We start from the raw sequence: 18806 nt of genomic DNA, 5'->3' as shown, positions 1-18806 counted from the left end.
TCTTAAGGCAATCATTACCGCGTCTGATCCACAAAGTTTTTTAACAGCGCTAATCCCTGTTCGCTAAGAATACTCTCCGGATGAAACTGTACGCCCTCTATTGCCAGACTGCGATGTCTAATCGCCATAATCTCATCTGCCTTTCCCGGTTGCTGATAACGGGCGCTGATCTCCAGGCAGTCCGGTAAGCTGTCGGGATCAGCGATCAATGAGTGATAACGAGTCACTCGTAGAGGCTGATTGAGGCCGGAGAACACCCCTCGGCCATCATGGCAAATTATTGACGTTTTACCATGCATCGGCTGATGCGCCCGCACGACCTGACCGCCAAACGCCCGAACGATCGCTTGATGACCGAGACAGACCCCCAGTACTGGGATTTTACCGGCATAGTAACGGATTGCGTCAATTGAGACGCCTGACTGCTCAGGGGTACAAGGGCCAGGAGAAATCACCAGATGGCTGAGAGGTAACTCACTCATCTGCTGCACGGTGATCGCATCGTTACGTACCACCCGTACTGCTACTCCGGTCTGTTGAAAATACTGACACAGATTCCAAGTAAACGAGTCGTAATTATCAATCAGCAGTAACATGAGGTTCTCTATCAGGCAGGGGGATAATCGGTAACAGTGAGTATGGGCCTCCACAGCGACCCGCGACCCAGCCAGACGATTAAGGTTCCACTTTTACCGAAGTGATGACGATCGGTTTCGTCGGCACATTCTGGAAAGGCCCATTGGTGGTGGTAGAGACCTGAGAAATCTTATCCGCCACATCCATCCCTTTCACGACTCGGCCGAACACCGCATAGCCGAAGTCACGCTGGCCATGATCGAGGAAAGCATTATCCGAGACGTTGATAAAAAACTGGCTAGTCGCACTGTCCGGATCGGCCGTACGGGCCATAGCAATGGTGCCGCGCAGGTTACGCAGACCGTTGTCTGCTTCGTTTTTGATCGGTGCAGCCGTCGGTTTTTGCTGCATAGCCGCCGTAAAACCGCCTCCTTGGATCATAAAGCCCGGGATCACACGGTGAAAAATGGTGTTGTTATAAAAGCCGCTATTAACATAGCTAAGGAAGTTTTTCACGGTGACCGGCGCTTTCTGGTCGTTCAGCTCTAGTTCAATGTTACCCGCAGTGGTGGTCATTAAGACATGGGTCGCGGCCAGCGCCGTTCCAGAAAATGAAGAGAGCGCCAATAACGCGAAGGCGGCCGCTAAACTACGTTTCAACATACAAACTCCCTGACTAAAGTGGTTTTCTGCAATGTGGGTCATTGTAGAGATATAACCTAGAGAGAACCAGCGCTTTACCAGGATCGTCATGGCAGCCTTCACTAGTGGCGAGCCCTATAACAGTAAAATTTGAACTGAATCACATTTTTTATGAAACATGGTCAAATTATTGCATTGATTAATCATCCGGATCACGGTTCACTCTCCGGGTATTCAGTATAACTACCGTCTTTCAATATATTAGGGTGTCAATAACTATGACAAAGACCAACCGAATTGGCCTTACCTGGATAAGTTTTCTTTCTTATGCGCTGACTGGCGCATTAGTCATTGTGACCGGGATGGTCCTCGACAATATCGCTCAATATTTCAATGTTCCGGTGGCAGGGATCAGTAATACCTTTACCTTCCTCAATGCTGGTATTCTCGTCTCTATCTTCCTGAATGCCTGGCTGATGGAAATTATCCCACTGAAACGACAGCTGATTTTCGGCTTTGTATTAATGCTGCTGGCCATTGCCGGCTTGATGACCGGCCATAGTCTGGTGCTGTTCTCCGCCTGTATGTTTGTTCTGGGCGTCGTCAGCGGGATCACCATGTCGATCGGTACCTTCCTGATCACGCACCTGTATGAAGGCCGTCAGCGCGGCTCACGCTTGCTGTTTACCGACTCCTTTTTCAGTATGGCCGGTACTCTATTTCCGATCATTGCCGGTATCCTGCTGGCACGTCATCTGCCATGGTATTGGGTCTATTGCTGTATTGGGGTTATTTATGTCGCTATTTTTATCCTCACCCTGACAGTAGAATTTCCGGTATTACAGAAACACGCGACGCAACAACCAGTGGCTAAAGAAAAATGGGGTACCGGTGTTTATCTGCTGGCACTGGCAGCGCTCTGCTATATTCTGGGGCAACTGGGCTTTATCTCCTGGATCCCTGAATATGCGACCAAAAGTGCCGGCATGTCGATTGATAATGCCGGTAAACTCGTTGGTAACTTCTGGACAGCCTATATGGTTGGCATGTGGGTCTTCAGTGTGATCCTACGCTTTACGGATCTGCAGAAAATCTTAGTGGTGATCACCGCCTTAGCCACCCTACTGATGTACTGGTTTACCCGCGAACAAGATGCCTCCATGCTGCACTGGGTGATCATGGCGCTGGGCTTCTGCTCAAGTGCGATCTACACCACCATTATTACCCTTGGTTCACAACAGACCCGAGTTTCTTCACCGAAGTTGGTCAACTTTATCCTGACCTGCGGCACCGTTGGCACTATGCTGACCTTTGTGGTTACCGGTCCTATCGTCCAGCAATACGGTCTGCTGGCTGCCCTGCAGACCGCTAACGGCCTGTATGCGGTGGTCTTTGTACTCTGTCTATTGTTGGGCCTGGTGACGAAACATCGTCAGCACGCGGCCACAGTTACCTCATAACGGTATGAGGTAAGAGAAAAACGCCGGTCATCCGGCGTTTTTTATGCATAAAAAAACCACCGACAAGCGGTGGCTTAAGATTCGGTGCCGTCAGCGACGGGTAGAGGTTGATTTAATTACCTGGTCGGGCAACAAATCCTACTGCTTTGTAGACCTTATCCAAGGTCTCGCGAGCACGCTGACTGGCCTTCTCTGCCCCGTCTTTCATGATCTGATTCAGCAATTGCTCATCATTGCGGAAATGATTAAAACGTTGCTGCAACTCTTCGACCATACCGGATACTGCATCGGCTACCGCGCCCTTCAGGTGACCATACATTTTGTCGCTGAATTGTTGCTCCAATTCAGTGACCGACTGTCCGGTCACCCCAGACAGGATATCCAACAGGTTAGAAACACCTGGCTTGTTTTTCACATCATAACGGACCACTGGTGGCTCATCGGAGTCAGTCACCGCTCGTTTAATTTTCTTCACTACCGATTTCGGGTCTTCCAGTAAACCGATCACGTTATTCCGGTTATCGTCCGATTTCGACATTTTTTTAGTCGGTTCCAGCAAGGACATCACGCGGGCACCAGATTTAGGAATAAATGGTTCCGGAATACGGAAGATATCGCCATAAATCGCGTTAAAGCGCTGGGCAATATCGCGGCTCAGTTCCAGATGCTGCTTCTGGTCTTCTCCGACGGGCACCTGATTGGTCTGGTACAGCAGAATATCAGCCGCCATCAGTACTGGGTAGTCAAACAGACCCGCATTGATATTTTCCGCATAGCGTGAGGATTTATCCTTAAACTGCGTCATACGACTCAATTCACCAAAATAGGTGTAGCAGTTCAGTAACCAAGAAAGTTGGGCGTGTTCCGGCACATGTGACTGGACGAAAATGGTCGATTTCTCAGGATCAATCCCACAGGCCAAATACAACGCCAAGGTATCCAGGGTCGCTTTATGCAGCGCTTGCGGATCCTGACGAACAGTGATGGCATGCTGGTCAACAATACAGTAGATACAGTGATAATCATCCTGCATCTGCACCCATTGACGAAGCGCCCCCATGTAATTACCAATGGTTAATTCACCTGAAGGCTGCGCGCCACTAAAAACAATGGGTTTACTCATAAATTTCTTCCTGATTCGTTACAGCCCAAGTGCGGGCAAAAGTTGGTCAAACGTATCCAGTACCTGATCCGGATGGCTCTCCGAGATAGGTTCGCCATAGTTGTAGCCGTAGGTCAGGCCGACACAGGGTACGCCAGCGGCTTTTGCCGCCTGAATATCATTACGTGAATCACCGATAAACAATAACTGATGTGGCAGTAGGCCGAAATGCCCGAGAACCAAAAACAGCGCCGCCGGATGGGGCTTCTTCTGTGGCACATCATCGCCACCGATGACCAACGAAAATTCTTCAGCAATTCCCAGTGACTCTAAGAACGGCGACACAAACGGCGTTGGTTTATTGGTCACTATCGCCAACGGCAATCCCCGCTGGCGCAGTGTTTCCAAGGTCTGGCGGACACCCGGAAATAAGCCACTGCCGGTTTCGGCAGTCTGTGCATAGAAGCGGTCAAACAGTTCCCGGCCACGTGCAGACTCGGCTGTGTCAGGCTGACGCCCGAGGGCATGGAGCAGCGCGCGTTGCATCAGAATATCTGCACCGTTGCCGACCCAAGTGGTCACGTGCGCTTTACCGGCTGGGGGCAGCCCCATGGCTTCTAATGCCTGATCGACTGCCTCAGCCAAGCCAGGAATGCTGTCACTTAGGGTACCGTCGAGATCAAAGGCCAGGCCGCGAATATCAGTGAAAGGAGCCATTCGCCGTCTCCAGTTCTCGACGCATATCATCGATCACTTTTTTGTAGTCTGACTGGCCAAAAATGGCAGAACCGGCAACGAACATATCCGCGCCCGCGGCGGCAATCTGGCCAATGTTATCGGTTTTCACGCCACCATCCACTTCGAGGCGAATATCAAAGCCGCTTTGGTCAATACGCTTACGCACTTCACGTAACTTATGCAGCGTCGAAGGCAAGAAACTCTGACCACCAAAGCCCGGGTTCACTGACATGAGCAATATCACGTCAACCTTATCCATCACATAATCAAGATAGTTCAAGGGTGTCGCTGGGTTAAACACTAAACCCGCTTTACAGCCATGTTCTTTGATTAACTGTAAAGAGCGATCGATATGTTCTGAAGCTTCAGGATGGAAGGTGATATAGCTGGCACCGGCTTTGGCAAACTGCGGTATCAGGCTGTCCACAGGTTTGACCATCAGATGGACATCGATGGGAGCGGTGATGCCGTAATCACGCAGTGACTTAAGGACCATCGGCCCCATAGTCAGGTTGGGCACGTAATGGTTATCCATCACATCGAAATGAACCACATCCCCTCCGGCTGCCAGAGCTTTTACCGTATCTTCACCCAGTCGGGCAAAATCTGCCGACAGAATGGAGGGTGCGATCAGGTAGTCTTTCATTCGATTCTCCAGATAAGTATGATCAGAGACGGCTAACCCTGCCCGGTATGTGGGTAGAGCGCCAGCAGCTCATTGACTTTTGTACGCCCGTTAATATTGCGGCTGATGGAACGGCGCGCGGTTACCACATGTTTTATCGCTTGCTGATACCACTGTTGTGTCAGCTCCGTATCATGGTTAGAGATTAACACAGGCACCTGATTTTCTTTTGCCAGTTTTGCGGCCAACTCTGCCAGATGCATCTGCTCTTTCAGACTGAAACTGTTGGTGTGATAGGCAGTAAAGCTGGCAGTTGCAGATAGCGGGGCATAAGGTGGGTCACAATAGACCACCGAGCCAGCTTGGGCCTGCAGCATTGATTCAGAATAGGACTGACAGAAAAACGTCGCTTTCTGCGCCCGTTCAGCAAACCACAGCATTTCAGCTTCGGGAAAGTAAGGCTTTACATAGCGACCGAAGGGCACATTGAATTCACCCTTTAGGTTATAGCGACACAGGCCGTTATAGCCATGACGGTTCAAATAGAGAAACAACAGTGCCCGTTCATAGGCATCTTGGCTACGGTTAAAGGCCACACGTCGAGCGTAGTACACTTCTGGATCATTCGACTGTTTGGTGAAAAGCTGTCGAGCATCCGCAATAAAGCCACTACTATTGGTCTTAATAATATTATAGAGATTGATTAGATCACTATTGATATCAGAGAGTTGATAACGCTCATAATCGGTATTTAGGAATACTGATCCGGCCCCGACAAAGGGTTCGATCAAGCAATCTCCCTCGGGGAGATGCCGACGAATGTCATCCAGCAGGTGATATTTTCCCCCTGCCCACTTCAGAAAAGCGCGGTGTTTTTTCATGCTGTCGTAATAGAGATTCTTTCATTAATGGCTGCGGATAGACCGACAGCAGATCTGCGCTTATAGCCGGGGCTACAGGCTGTAGCCCCGATGATAGTTACTTAGTCGTCTCTTCCCGCACCTGGCTCATAGGTTTCACCCATGGGCTCTGCGAACGGACAGCCTCTGGTAACGCCGAAATGGCCTGTTTAGCTTCAGCAGCCGTCGCATAAGAACCACTCACTAAAATGTACCATGGTTGACCATTACGCTGCGTCGCATAGACACGGTAACCGCTGAGGTTATGCTGTTTGGCCCATGCATTCAGAGGCGCTTCACGGGTTGCACCACTCAGTTGCAGAGTATAAGCGCCATTCAGATGAGGAGCACTCTGCACCGGTGCACTCTGACGAACCGCTGGCGCCTTCGCCGTTTCCGTCACTGGGCGGGTGACCCGGTGTGGTTCACGTGCAACGGATCCCGCACGACGATGTTGCTCTGCTAGCTGGCGCTTCTCGGCTGCCTGACGTTGCTCACTCGCGCGGTGTTGTTCAGCCACACGGCGTTGTGTTTCCTGACGACGTTCATTCAGTCGCGTTTCACGTTGGCGACGACTGGCTGCAGTGGTTTCTTCAGTGACACGACGATGCTCAGCAGCGACATGATGAGTCACTGCCGGCACAGGTGCAGAAGTCACCGGAGCGGCAGCTTTGCCGTTACGGTCAACGGTCGCAGGACCCACCGGTAGGGTCATTACTGGAGCAGTATTTGTCGTAGCCGGTGCAGTTCCGGCTGTACTGTTCAGATCACTAGGCGCTGTCGCTGGCTGTGAAGGCGTTGCGGCAGGTGGCGGCATACTGTTATCTGTGCCTTCAGAACCGGTAGAGGCATTAGTGGTGGTTGAGTCTGCGGATAAACCCGTGGCTGGGGAAGATGGAGATGCAGAGGCGCTATCTGCCGTGCCACTGTTTCCTGTCGCACCACTTAGATCAATATTGCGGTCGCTGCCATCGGAAGCTGACGGCGATGGCTGAGGTGAAGAAGGGGCTTTCAGCGCAGCACCGATACCAATAATTAATAGCAGCAGGACCAAAATACCCACCGCAATCATGATTTGCTGTTTTGATAGCGCAAATTTCGGCATGGCAGGGAGCTTAGGCCCAGATGAAGATTTTCGGTTTCGCGCAGTAGGCCTGTCACTGGCATCTGGTTTTAATTCATCTTCCGGCTGAAACTCATCCATTAAACCACCTCATGCTAAACCGTTAATATCTTTCGACCCACGTATGATCACGGATTCGATGTTTTGTATCAGCGAGGCTGACACGCTTCAATTGCGGCAATGACGCTATCATGTGACACACCGCCGCGTACTTCGGCCTTGCCAAGGCTCAAAGGCAGAACCAGTCGCATTTCTCCTGCCAACACTTTTTTGTCACGCATCATATGCGGCAGATATTGGGCAGCAGTCATCTCATTCGGACCGATGACCGGCAGACCCGCACGTGCCAGTAACGCAATAATGCGCTCTGTCTCAGCGGCCGTAAAGCCATTACAGCCTTCCGCAGTACGCGCGGCCATCACCATACCTGCTGCAACCGCTTCGCCGTGTAACCAGTTTCCGTATCCCATATGTGCTTCAATGGCATGTCCAAAAGTATGGCCCAAATTCAATAAGGCACGTACCCCAGATTCCCGCTCATCAGCGGCTACTACTTCCGCCTTCAGTTCGCAGCAGCGGCGAATACACCAGCCAAGTGCTTGCTCATCAAGCGCAAGTAGCTTCTCAATATTTTCTTCCAGCCATTGGAAAAATACGCTATCCAGAATGATACCGTATTTAATCACTTCCGCCAGTCCGGACGATAACTCACGTGCAGGGAGGGTTTTCAAGCAGGAAGTATCGATAATCACCGATGCCGGCTGATAGAAAGCACCGATCATATTTTTCCCCAGCGGATGGTTCACCGCTGTTTTACCGCCGACTGAAGAGTCGACCTGGGAAAGTAAAGTGGTCGGTATTTGGATAAAACGGACCCCACGCTGATAACAGGCAGCAGCGAAACCAGTCATATCACCGATAACGCCTCCCCCGAGCGCGATTAAGGTCGTATCACGTCCATGGGGCTTTTCCAGCAAAGCGCTGAAAATCTGTTCCAGCACTGACAGGGTTTTGTACTGTTCTCCATCAGGTAAAATCACCTGATCGACATTTACCCCAGCTGTGGTGAGCTGGCGGCTCACAGACTCAAGGTACAGCGGTGCCAGTGTCGTATTGGTCACCACCATTGCAGAATCTCCGGAACGGAGAGGCCAGAAGGCAGCAGGGTCCTCAAACAAGCCTGCAGCAATGGTTATCGGATAACTACGTTCTTCAAGTGAGACCGTGATCTGCTCCATAATGGTCAATACCCTGCAACTGAGTCTGCGTTAAGCCAGTTAATTAATTACTTTCCAGCATATGGATGATTTGATTGGCGACCACTTTAGCACTTTGCTCATCAGTTCTGATGGTCACATCAGCAATTTCTTCATATAAAGGATTACGCTCGTCGGCCAGTTCTTCCAGGACTTCCCGCGGAGGCGAATCTACCTGCAGTAACGGACGACGCTTATCACGCTGGGTACGAGCCAGCTGTTTTTCGATGGTAGTTTCAAGATAGACAACAACGCCACGGGCCGAAAGACGATTACGGGTTTCCCGTGATTTGACTGAACCACCGCCGGTCGCCAGGACAATTCCCTGTTTTTCTGTGAGCTCGTTGATGATTTTTTCTTCACGATCACGAAAACCATCTTCGCCTTCTACATCAAATACCCAGCCCACATCAGCTCCGGTACGTCGCTCAATTTCCTGATCGGAATCGTAAAATTCCATATTGAGTTGCTGAGCTAACTGACGACCAATAGTGCTTTTGCCGGCACCCATAGGCCCAACCAGAAAGATATTTCGTTTCTCTGCCATTTTATCGGTATTACTAAGAATTCGTTGATGATACCCCGCTTCAGCTTGGCTGACAGGCGGGACAGAAACTGAGACCTCATAAGCGTTAACAAGAGTCAGACAGAAAATTATCTCAACACTCTGGGCGGTTTGGCAACCAATTAAATGGTTTCCGGCCAGGCTTTCTCACTCTGCCTAAAAGAAGGGAGCCCGCACTGCTTATTATTTCAGCAGCTATTCAGACCTTTGGTCGGTAATACCGAACCTGCGGGCGGCCTCATTTCGGTTCCCTGTAGCTGCTTATAGAATCGCCCATTCTTTTAAGCTAAATGCTGCTCCGCGTCAACGATGAACCTAACAGGGCAATCTTTTCGCCACAAGGATCAGGGAACTATCAATCGCGGGGTGATAAATATCACAAGCTCACGTTTACTCTGTTGACGACTGTCGCGGCGAAACAAACTACCCAAGAGCGGAATATCGCCAAGTACTGGAACTTTATTTTGCTGACTGTTTTGGTTTTGCTGAAAAATGCCCCCTAGCGCTAAGGTCTGACCCGCTTTGAGTGTGACCCGGGTGGCGATCTCTTGCTTATCAATGCTCAGCGGCATATTGCTACCTTGCTGCAAAACTTTGCCCGGCATATTCTGGCTAAGGCGGATCATCAGTCGTATTTCCTCAGTACCGAGTACCTCAGGTGTGATCTCCATCCCCAATACCGCATCTTTAAACTCTACTGTCGCAGTATCGCTGTCACCCTGCATCACTATATAAGGAATTTCGGTCCCCTGTTTTATCGAAGCTACCGAGCCCTGTGAGGCGATAAGTCGTGGACTGGCAATAATATCCACCTGATTTTCCTGCTCTAGGGCACTCAGCTCCAAACTTAATATACGGCCATTGATACGGCTAAGTGTCAAGCCAGCGGTAAAATACGCTGGGTCGACACCCAGTGGGATCCCCAAGCTATTGGCGGTTATTCCACGAGCGGCCGGCTCCGCCCCGAAGCCCCATTCCGCACCTAATTCTCGCAAGCTCTCCTCACTGATAGAGATAATATGGGCGGTAATTTCTACCTGCGGGATTGGGATATCGGTAACATTCAACCAGTCCCGTAGGGCATCAAGTGCCTGCGGAGTATCTCGAACCATCAAGATATTAGCGCGAGTGCTACCCGCAAGTGTGCCGCGGGGAGAGAGGATGTCGGCCTTCGCCAACAACGGCTGGATTTCAGAATACAGTGTATTACGCAGGATAAACCGCTGTGACTGCAGCGGTTCTTGCGCCATGCCCATGGCTGCCCCCACTGACTCTGACGGAGATATCCGTAGCACATTTCCGGAAATACGACTTTTCACACCGGCCATTTCAGACACTAATGCCACCGCCTGCTGCCAATCAATGTTCTGGAATCGTAGCGATAAACTGCCGGTCACTCCGGGGGCAATAATTAGATTCATTTGTTGAAACTCCGCCAGTTGGGCAAAGACCTGTGTCACCGGCATCATTTCAACGTCCATGGTCAGTGTCGGTTGCTCAGCCGCGTAGCTGTCAGTCTGGAACAACAACCACAGCAGAAGACTTATCCTTATCCTGCCCATTATCTGTCTCCTTTACCTGCAGAGATAATGACTCTCTGACGGGTAAACACCCCGCCCGATGACTAAGGATCACCAGCCTGCGGCTGATTCCCGTTACCTGCCATAACGTGTTCGGCAGCGTCTCACCCGGCCCAAGGGAGTAATAGCTGCCGTTCGGTCCACTCAGACGAGCACGCCGCTTAGCCGGACTGATCACCGTTCCTCGCAGTTGCCACCCCTTCAGGCTAATGGCGGCAGGCTGGCACTGCACCACAGCAGGAGGTGGTTGAAATGGGTCCCGCCCTTCAGCAGGCAGCAACACCATACAAAGCAGCGCTGCTGCTCTTCTCTTAGCCATTGCCACATAGTCTCAGCCGTAGGGCTAAGCTGTCTTGCCCCCGGCTTAATGTAAATTCTTCAGGGATACAGGGTTGTGCCAGCTCGGCCAGATGCTCAAATACGACGACCAGATCATCCCACTGCAGCTGTAATTCCAACTCTCCGGGAGCGGTCTTCATCTGCCAACGGACCACTTTCACACTATCTCTGATGGATCCTAACACCCCTAGGGAAGACTTTTTCTTTAACTGGCTCTCATCTACTGGTGATATCACCAGACCTCTCTGTAGCGGAGGGAAGGAGGCCACTTTTTTGCGTAACTGCGCCAACTTGTCAGCCTGCTGCTGAAACCGTTGCTGAGTATTTTTCAGGTCAAACCATGGTGAACCCAGCATCACAATCACTCCCGTGATCACAACGCAGAGCGTCAATGCCAGAAACAGAGACCATTGCTGATAAAGCGGCCTGTATAACAGTGTCAGCAGATAATCAGGCATCCTCCACCTCCTCCACCTCCTCCACCTCCCGCTGAGGGCTCAATAGTCTGCCAAGCTGCGTGGTCAAAATAAAACGGTACGCGCCTGTATCACCGCGTGTCAGTTCGCTGATGACGACACGGGTAAAAAATACCTGTTGGCGGAGTGTGCTGACAGTAGCCTGAAGTGGACCCACTGACTCACTTTCTCCCGTGAACGTCAGGGTTGTCCCCTGACGTGCCACTGAAGTTAGCCACACTGATGGAGGTAGCCATTGCGGCAGGCTTTCCCAAAAAAGACCCCATTGCTTGGCGCGAATTGCCACCTGCTCGCTGGCCTGCTGCTGCATAGCGTTCGCCGCTGACAGGCTGCTGAGTTGTTGCTGCTGTTGTAACAATTGCTCCACGGCGGCAATCCCTTGCTGTTGTTGTGCCAAATGCAGACTGAACTGCTGGCCGGATAGGGCTAATAGACGACGGGCAATTGCTATAGTCAGCAAAACCGTCAGCAACATTCCTCCCAGGCGCAACAGCCAAAGATAACCCCGCCGGCGGAGTTGTCCCTCACGCCAAGGTAATAGATTCGCTTGATTCATAAGTCATCCTCCCTGCGTAACGCCAGTCCGGCCGCTAGCGCAAAACTGCTCTCATTGATCGGCTGTGGCGGATAACGGTGAGTAATCGCTGATAAAGGCTGAAAGAGGCGGAAGCCTGGTGGTGGCGGGAGCCCAGCATCGCTGCAAAAATAGCGTACCCCTGACTGGGGTGATTGGCTACGGCAGACCGCCTCAGCATCTGGATAATACTGTCGATATTGCCAGCCATGACTCAGGGTTCCCTTGACATTCACTGCCCAGACCCAGAATTCGTCACTGCAATAGACTACGATGCCGCTGCAAGGCGGCCTGGCTGTCGCCAGTGCCACCGCTAGGCTGGCAGGCATCAGTTCAAACACCGCAGGCTTTAGTCCTGCTTTGCGAAAAAGCTGTCGCCAAGGGGCCAGTGCTTCGCGGCTGGCAATCGTCACTGCTGCAGACCGGCCATGGCGTTCAGGCCGCTGATAATCGACAGATAGCGGCCCCATCCCTTCCGGAACCAGCTGTTGGGCAGCGGCTCGAAGATAGTGACCACAAGCAGGTTCGCGCAGCACGTGAGTCGGTACCGGTACCTCACATTGCAACACCAGATGTGGTGGTAACCCGACCCGTAACGAGGCTCTTACCGGTAATAGAGTCTTCCAGTGCAGGAGCAGAGGCAGTAAGGTCTGCTGGCGCGTAGAAATATCCAAGGGATCGGCCTGCGGACAATGATAGGGGTGCTGCCACCAATGACGTAATAGCCAGCCCCGGCCTCGTGGCTGCAGCCCAAGGGCAGTAATTTTCCCAGGTTGAATATCCAGCCCAATATTCCAGTATTGAAAGTTCACCGATGAGACCTCCGTTGTCCCGTGGTCATAAAATGACGTATCCAAGTATCTTGCTTGCCTTTATACTACGCGCCGATTGTTTATAAACTACGCAGTTGATCGATGGCGGGAAATCTAAGGTGAAGTTCTTAAAGTATTTATTTATTTTTGCAGTGTGTTGCGCATTGCTGGGAGTTGGCTCGGTTTATGGCTTATACCGGTATATTGAGCCACAGCTTCCGGATGTGAACTCGCTCAAAGACGTGCGGTTACAGACACCGATGCAGGTGTATAGCGCAGATGGAAAGTTAATTGCTCAGTTCGGTGAAAAACGCCGTATTCCTCTGACCCTGAATCAGATCCCTCCGCAAATGGTGAACGCCTTTGTTGCTACCGAGGACAGCCGTTTTTATCAGCACCATGGTATCGACCCGGTGGGGATTTTCCGGGCCGCCAGTATTGCACTCGTGTCCGGCCATGCCTCTCAGGGAGCCAGTACTATTACTCAGCAGCTGGCACGAAATTTCTTCCTGAGCCCAGAAAAGACCCTAATGAGGAAGATAAAAGAAGCCTTCCTCGCTATTCGTATTGAACAGCTAATGAGTAAGGATGAGATCCTTGAACTCTATCTGAACAAAATTTACCTCGGTTACCGAGCCTATGGAGTAGGCGCCGCCGCACAGGTTTATTTCGGGAAAAGTGTCGACCAGTTAACACTCAGTGAGATGGCAATGATTGCCGGATTACCGAAAGCACCTTCGACCTTTAACCCGCTGTATTCTCCAGACCGTGCCTTGGCACGTCGTAACGTGGTGCTGTCGCGCATGCTTGAGCAGCACTACATCACTCAGCAACAATATAATGATGCCCGCCGTCAGCCGATCAACGCCCACTATCACGGTCCGGAAGTCGCCTTTACCGCACCCTACATTACCGAGATGGTGCGTCAAGAAATGGTGAAACGCTACGGTGAGAATGCCTACACCGACGGCTATCAGGTCTATACCACCATTACTGAAAGGCTCCAGACCGCGGCGCAGGATGCGGTACGTAAAAATGTGATCGATTATGATATGCGCCACGGCTATCGTGGCCCAGAACAGTTGCTCTGGAAATCTGGGCAGACCCCTTGGGATCCTGAGCATATCAATAAAACCTTAAATAACCTGCCAGTGTATGGTCCACTGCAACCGGCGATTGTGACCGCTGCGGACACACAGTCTGCTACAGTGGTAATGAAAGGTAATCAGACCCTGACGCTGAACCTTGCTGCGGTACGCTGGGCACGGCCATTCAGGTCGGATACCCAACAAGGCGCAACCCCGCGCTCGGTGGACCAAGTTTTGCAACCCGGCCAACTGATCCGCATCCGACAGCAGGATAATCAGTGGTTACTGGCCCAAGTTCCCGATGTCAATTCCGCCTTGGTATCTCTGAACTCACATACTGGGGCTATTATCGCGCTCGTCGGTGGCTTTGACTTCACTCAAAGTATGTTTAACCGCGCCACTCAGGCACTGCGTCAGGTCGGCTCGAATATTAAACCGCTCCTGTATACCGCAGCCTTGGACAAAGGCCTCACTTTAGCCACCATGTTGAACGATGTGCCGATTTCACGCTGGGATGCTGGTGCTGGAACTGACTGGCGACCGCATAACTCGCCGAATACCTATGATGGCCCGATCCGGCTACGTCAGGGGCTGGGGCTGTCGAAAAACGTGGTAATGGTCCGTGCGATGCGCGCCATGGGCGTAGATTACGCGGTGAAATATCTGCTGCGCCTAGGCTTCCCTGAACAAAATATTGTACATACGGAATCCTTGGCGCTGGGTGCAGCCTCCTTTACGCCGTTACAGGTTGTTAGGGGCTATGCCACGCTGACCAACGGCGGTTTCCTAGTGAGTCCGTGGTTTATTCAGAAAATCGTCGACCAGACCGGCCAGACGATATTTGAGGAGCAACCGCAGGTATCCTGCCCGCAATGTAATATTCCGGTTGTGTATGGTGAGACACCGAAATCAGCCATGCTAAATGAAGAAAGCGTTGAGAGTGTGGCACCTTCAGTGCCAACTGCACCTGCCAGTGGCACGGCACCGGCAACCGATTTGGAACCTGCGCCGGCTCTACCCTCAGTAGACCAGCAATATGCGCCACATGTTATCAGCACTCAGCTTTCGTTCCTGATTAAAAGTGCCCTTAACTCGAATATCTTCGGCGAACCGGGCTGGCAAGGAACCGGCTGGCGTGCTGGCCGCGATTTAAAACGGAATGATATCGGCGGTAAAACCGGCACCACTAACAGTTCGAAAGATGCATGGTTCTCAGGTTTTGGCCCAGATATTGCCACCTCGGTGTGGATAGGCTTTGATGATGCCCGCCGCACTCTGGGCCGCACCACCCTTTCTGGGGCAATACCTGGTCAGGCCGCTGGTTTTGAAGGCGGTGCGAAAACGGCGCAACCGGCTTGGGATGATTATATGCAAGTGGCTCTCGACGGAGTAGCGTTACAGCCATTAGTGCCACCTGAAGGGATCACTACGGTCACCATTGACCGCAGTACCGGTAAATTATCCAAAGGTGGTGCTAACTCCCGTCAGGAATACTTTATTACCGGCACCGAGCCGAAGGAATATTCAGTGCAGGATAGCAGCCCTGAAATCATCAATAACGGTCAGAGTCACGATCTGTTCTGAAGAGTGAATCGCCGTAACTGTCTATCAGGATCCGTTATCTCTATCACTGGAGATAGCGGATTTTTTCTGGGGGAAGAATTTACCGGAATACTGACGAGCATCACCATAAGAGCATAATGCGCCCCACTATCACCTTACATTCGCGGTAGAGTGTCTCGTTATACTAAAGACGTCCCTGCTTGATCAACCACTCACGCAGCAGGAACAGTGCACTGATATTACGGGCTTCAGTGAACTGTGGCTGTTCCAGTAACGCCGTCAGGTTATTGATCGGCCAGCGGTGTAGCACCAGTGGCTCAGGTTCATCCCCTTCCAACTTTTCTGGGTACAAGTCTTCGGCCACGATAATATTCATCCGGCTGGAGAAATAGGAAGGTGCCATCGTCAGGCTAGCCAGTTGCTCAGTATAACAGGCACCAAAACCGGCTTCTTCTTTCAGCTCACGTTGTGCGGCTTCAAGGGGCGTTTCGCCCGGATCAATCAACCCTTTCGGGAAGCCTAGCTCATAGCTGTCAATACCGACCGCGTACTCTTCGATCAGTAAGACTGAGTCCCCTTGCAGAGCGAGGATCATCACCGCTTCCCGTGATGCCGGTTTCATGCGTTCATACACCCGTTTTTCACCGTTACTGAACTCCAAATCAACCTGCTGGATGGTGAATAGCCGGGAACGGGCAACCTCTTTTATATGAGTAATAACTGGTTTTTTCAGGGAACCCATTGATAACCTCGAACGGTGCGATGTATAACCACAAGACAGATAGCCGGTATTGAAACACAGCCCTCAGCAGACCACAAATCTGACGATATTCTGGGCTCTGCTTTCAGCTTACAACGGTTACTGGTCGCGCATTAATAATTAAAAAATATGAATAATCAGATTTGGCTGATAGCCCTTAATGCCCGAAGAGTCGTACAATAATTACTGGCATTATTTTAAATAATGCGCCACAGCCTCAGGTAGTCGCATAATCGCGGTCAACCGTCAGTGGCGGGATACGGCGAGTACTACACTTCTTTATATGCTGCTCTGTTTTCCTGAGCGATAAGCGACGGTAAGTCTCCCCGCTGACTGAACATTATATGGGAATGATGATCACTCTACTGGCATTGGTTATAATTTTGGCGGTTATCGCCATTGTGTTTTTCAGAAGGTATCGTACCCTGCCTGAAAAACTGCCTTTGCTGATCCCTGCTGCCAGACGTCGTCTTTCTCCGGATGAAAAACACGCGGTCACTGCCTATTTAGCAACCGAGTCTCCCGCCGGGAAATCATTCTTATCACGTTTTAGTCGTCATTCAACCAAAGAGCCTGTATTCACCGCCCGCAGCTATAAAGTTTACTCTGTTACATATCCCATTACCCGATACGGGCTGTCGACAGACTCTCCGCAACAGTGGCGCTATTATCTTGATACCTTAGAAATCCATCTGCCGCCGCTATGGGAACAGTTTATTACGGCAGAAAATACCATTGAGCTGATCCCTGCGGGCAATATCCTGCTGGTCATTTCCCTGAATGGCCACCAGCTAGCCGATTATTATCAGGAAACCCGTGACAATACGGCTCGTCTGCCCGTCAGTTCCCCGGCATCCATCCGTAAAGAACAGAGCAGCTACATTGAGCTATTGCAAATCCGTAAAGAGACCCCGGAAGAGCATCAGCTATCGAAACCCGACGGAACCACCGAGGCCCTGATCATCTGCCTGGCCCTATTGATCCTATTTCTCAGTCAACTGGTTCCTGTCGCGTTAATGCTGTGGCTAGTGATCCCGGCACTGATGGTGATCGCCATTGCGCTTTGGGCCATGTTGCGACCGGTACGGGCCTCTGATCTTAGAGAAATTCACTGTATGCGCGGACAACCCAAACGTTGGGGTCTATTCGGAGAATCAAATCAGGAACAAAGTAATATTTCGCTCGGCATTATCGACCTGCAATATCCTGAATATTGGAAACCTTATATTCACCATGACCTCGGCAAGATCACCGATATCGATATTGATACTGATCGTCAAGTCATCCGCCAAGGACGCTTTCTCTCTCTGCATGATGAAAGCCGCGAATTTCCAGTACAGCACTGGAAGAAAAATGCCGTATTGGCGGCCGGTTGCCTGCTGGTACTGGTGATGATGATAAGCTGGGTGCCGCTCGGTATGCCGTTCAAACTGAGTCTCGCTTGGTTACAAGGCACTCAGCGCATCGAAGTCACCTCACTGAAACAACTCTCAGCAATGAAACTGCAAGTCGGGGATTTACTGAATGTGAAGGGCCAGGGCATGTGTTCGGTGCCGGGAAGCTATCAAGGCAATCGCCTCTACGGTTATATGCCATTCGATTGTTCGGCAGTCTATTGGAATAATGCGGCACCGCTGCCGCTGCCACAGTCAGATGTTATTGACGAAACCACTGAGTTACTGGATACGGTACAACATCAGCTTCATCCTGGTGCCGACAATGACATGAAAATCAACCCGCAACTGGCACAGGCTATCCAGAAATCTGGGATGATTTTACTGGATGATTTCTCAGGGATTGTTCTGCAAACACAACAGTTGTGTGGTGATGCTGCAAGTTGCTCTCGACTTAAGAATGCACTGGTAAATCTCGGTAATGCCAAAGACTGGTCATCCCTGGTAAGCCGCGCCCGCTCGGGACGCTTAAACGGGGTCAATGTCCTGCTGCGCCCGGTCAGTGCTGTCACCCTTGAGAGCCTGGTCAACAATGCGGCCAGCGTCTTTTTTACTAGCGAAACCCGTAAGGCGATTGAAACCTTAAACAGTCCGCCACCGGGAGGATATTTGCTGATCAGTGATCAAGGACGTCAGTTAGTCAGACAGCCCCAGCCTGATGTATCACTGTTTGATCTCAGTGCACCGGAACAGTGGAATGAGCTAAGACGAATTTCCGCCATGTTGCTTCACACCCCATTTACCGCTTCAGGGGTGATCACTGCGCTTTCTGTCGATGCTAACGGGACTAGCCATGTATCCTTGCATGAAGAACCCGGCGGGACTTCGCTATGGCGCTATCTGGCGACATCATTGTTCTTTGTAGCGTTACTGATTTGCTTGGTGGTCAATGTACTGCTGACCTTAAGGGCTATTCGTAAGGATCATTTACGTCACGTAGCGATCCTGCACTATTACGATACTTGTTTTAATCCATCACTGAATCCCCACCAGGAACCACGCTCCCTGTTTTGATCTGCCTACCGCTCGCTTACCATGATGTGCGGCTGACGGATATTTGCCGTCGTGGTGCCGATACTTTCCTGCGGAAATACTTTATAATCAGTGCAGCCGGTTCGGGCTTTCCGGAATATGCTGTTGTCCCCCCTCCTGCCTTGAATTTTTTCATTTGCAC

At 51.2% G+C, this 18806-nt stretch carries 18 protein-coding genes; 3 read left to right on the top strand and 15 right to left on the bottom strand.

What is annotated here, in order from left to right; translation table 11 throughout:
• Positions 1 to 14: 14 nt before the first annotated feature.
• Positions 15 to 596, bottom strand: coding sequence for an anthranilate synthase component II (locus DW47_RS0105540; RefSeq protein ID WP_029685393.1), 582 nt, complete (start codon positions 594 to 596; stop codon positions 15 to 17).
• Between the two features lie 79 nt (positions 597 to 675).
• The gene (gene ppiA, locus DW47_RS0105535) at positions 676 to 1239 is read right to left on the bottom strand and encodes a peptidylprolyl isomerase A (RefSeq protein ID WP_029685392.1); all 564 of its coding nucleotides are present in this window, start codon (positions 1237 to 1239) and stop codon (positions 676 to 678) included.
• A 257-nt stretch (positions 1240 to 1496) separates the two neighbouring features.
• Between ppiA and tsgA the strand changes: the two genes are divergently transcribed.
• Positions 1497 to 2678, top strand: a complete 1182-nt coding sequence (gene tsgA, locus DW47_RS0105530; protein WP_029685391.1) for an MFS transporter TsgA — start codon at positions 1497 to 1499, stop codon at positions 2676 to 2678.
• 112 nt (positions 2679 to 2790) lie between these two features.
• Here the strand turns inward: tsgA and trpS are convergent, their stop codons facing one another.
• The 12 genes from trpS to DW47_RS0105470 form a co-directional block, all read right to left on the bottom strand.
• Positions 2791 to 3801, bottom strand: coding sequence for a tryptophan--tRNA ligase (gene trpS / locus DW47_RS0105525; protein WP_029685389.1), 1011 nt, complete (start codon positions 3799 to 3801; stop codon positions 2791 to 2793).
• A gap of 18 nt (positions 3802 to 3819) precedes the next feature.
• Positions 3820 to 4497, bottom strand: a complete 678-nt coding sequence (locus tag DW47_RS0105520) for a phosphoglycolate phosphatase (protein ID WP_029685388.1) — start codon at positions 4495 to 4497, stop codon at positions 3820 to 3822.
• On the bottom strand, positions 4481 to 5164 hold the full coding sequence (rpe, locus tag DW47_RS0105515; protein WP_029685387.1) for a ribulose-phosphate 3-epimerase: 684 nt from the start codon (positions 5162 to 5164) through the stop codon (positions 4481 to 4483). Before rpe ends, DW47_RS0105520 begins: the two co-directional genes overlap by 17 nt.
• Before the next feature lie 32 nt (positions 5165 to 5196).
• The gene (gene dam / locus DW47_RS0105510; protein ID WP_029685386.1) at positions 5197 to 6024 is read right to left on the bottom strand and encodes an adenine-specific DNA-methyltransferase; all 828 of its coding nucleotides are present in this window, start codon (positions 6022 to 6024) and stop codon (positions 5197 to 5199) included.
• Between the two features lie 97 nt (positions 6025 to 6121).
• Entirely contained in the window at positions 6122 to 7246 is a 1125-nt protein-coding gene (locus DW47_RS0105505; RefSeq protein WP_029685385.1) for an SPOR domain-containing protein, read from the bottom strand.
• Between the two features lie 68 nt (positions 7247 to 7314).
• Positions 7315 to 8403, bottom strand: coding sequence for a 3-dehydroquinate synthase (aroB, locus tag DW47_RS0105500; protein WP_029685384.1), 1089 nt, complete (start codon positions 8401 to 8403; stop codon positions 7315 to 7317).
• A 43-nt stretch (positions 8404 to 8446) separates the two neighbouring features.
• Entirely contained in the window at positions 8447 to 8968 is a 522-nt protein-coding gene (gene aroK, locus DW47_RS0105495; RefSeq protein ID WP_029685383.1) for a shikimate kinase AroK, read from the bottom strand.
• 362 nt (positions 8969 to 9330) lie between these two features.
• Positions 9331 to 10548, bottom strand: a complete 1218-nt coding sequence (pilQ, locus tag DW47_RS0105490; RefSeq protein WP_029685382.1) for a type IV pilus secretin PilQ — start codon at positions 10546 to 10548, stop codon at positions 9331 to 9333.
• Positions 10499 to 10885, bottom strand: a complete 387-nt coding sequence (locus DW47_RS16615; protein WP_051150835.1) for a DNA utilization family protein — start codon at positions 10883 to 10885, stop codon at positions 10499 to 10501. Before DW47_RS16615 ends, pilQ begins: the two co-directional genes overlap by 50 nt.
• Positions 10878 to 11363 (bottom strand): HofO family protein, encoded by a 486-nt coding sequence (locus tag DW47_RS0105480; protein WP_029685379.1) that lies wholly within the window; start codon positions 11361 to 11363, stop codon positions 10878 to 10880. The genes DW47_RS16615 and DW47_RS0105480 overlap by 8 nt, the downstream gene beginning before the upstream one ends.
• Positions 11356 to 11937, bottom strand: coding sequence for a PilN domain-containing protein (locus DW47_RS0105475; RefSeq protein WP_029685378.1), 582 nt, complete (start codon positions 11935 to 11937; stop codon positions 11356 to 11358). The genes DW47_RS0105480 and DW47_RS0105475 overlap by 8 nt, the downstream gene beginning before the upstream one ends.
• The gene (locus DW47_RS0105470) at positions 11934 to 12767 is read right to left on the bottom strand and encodes a hypothetical protein (protein WP_029685377.1); all 834 of its coding nucleotides are present in this window, start codon (positions 12765 to 12767) and stop codon (positions 11934 to 11936) included. The genes DW47_RS0105475 and DW47_RS0105470 overlap by 4 nt, the downstream gene beginning before the upstream one ends.
• A 119-nt stretch (positions 12768 to 12886) precedes the next feature.
• Between DW47_RS0105470 and mrcA the strand changes: the two genes are divergently transcribed.
• Complete coding sequence (mrcA, locus tag DW47_RS0105465; protein ID WP_029685376.1) at positions 12887 to 15439, top strand: peptidoglycan glycosyltransferase/peptidoglycan DD-transpeptidase MrcA; 2553 nt, start codon at positions 12887 to 12889, stop codon at positions 15437 to 15439.
• A 163-nt stretch (positions 15440 to 15602) separates the two neighbouring features.
• On the opposite strand, the gene nudE is transcribed toward mrcA, so the two are convergent.
• A complete protein-coding gene (gene nudE / locus DW47_RS0105460) occupies positions 15603 to 16160 on the bottom strand; it encodes an ADP compounds hydrolase NudE (protein WP_029685375.1) in 558 nt (185 codons plus the stop codon).
• Positions 16161 to 16522: 362 nt separating this feature from the next.
• On the opposite strand from nudE, the gene DW47_RS0105455 reads away from it, so the two are divergent.
• Positions 16523 to 18646 (top strand): IgaA/UmoB family intracellular growth attenuator, encoded by a 2124-nt coding sequence (locus DW47_RS0105455; protein WP_029685374.1) that lies wholly within the window; start codon positions 16523 to 16525, stop codon positions 18644 to 18646.
• The last annotated feature ends 160 nt before the right edge of the window (positions 18647 to 18806 follow it).

It is taken from the genome of Tatumella saanichensis (genome assembly GCF_000439375.1).
GTDB lineage: Bacteria > Pseudomonadota > Gammaproteobacteria > Enterobacterales > Enterobacteriaceae > Tatumella > Tatumella saanichensis.
Note: the sequence above shows the minus strand (reverse complement) of the source record. Positions and strands in the feature narration are given on the sequence as shown.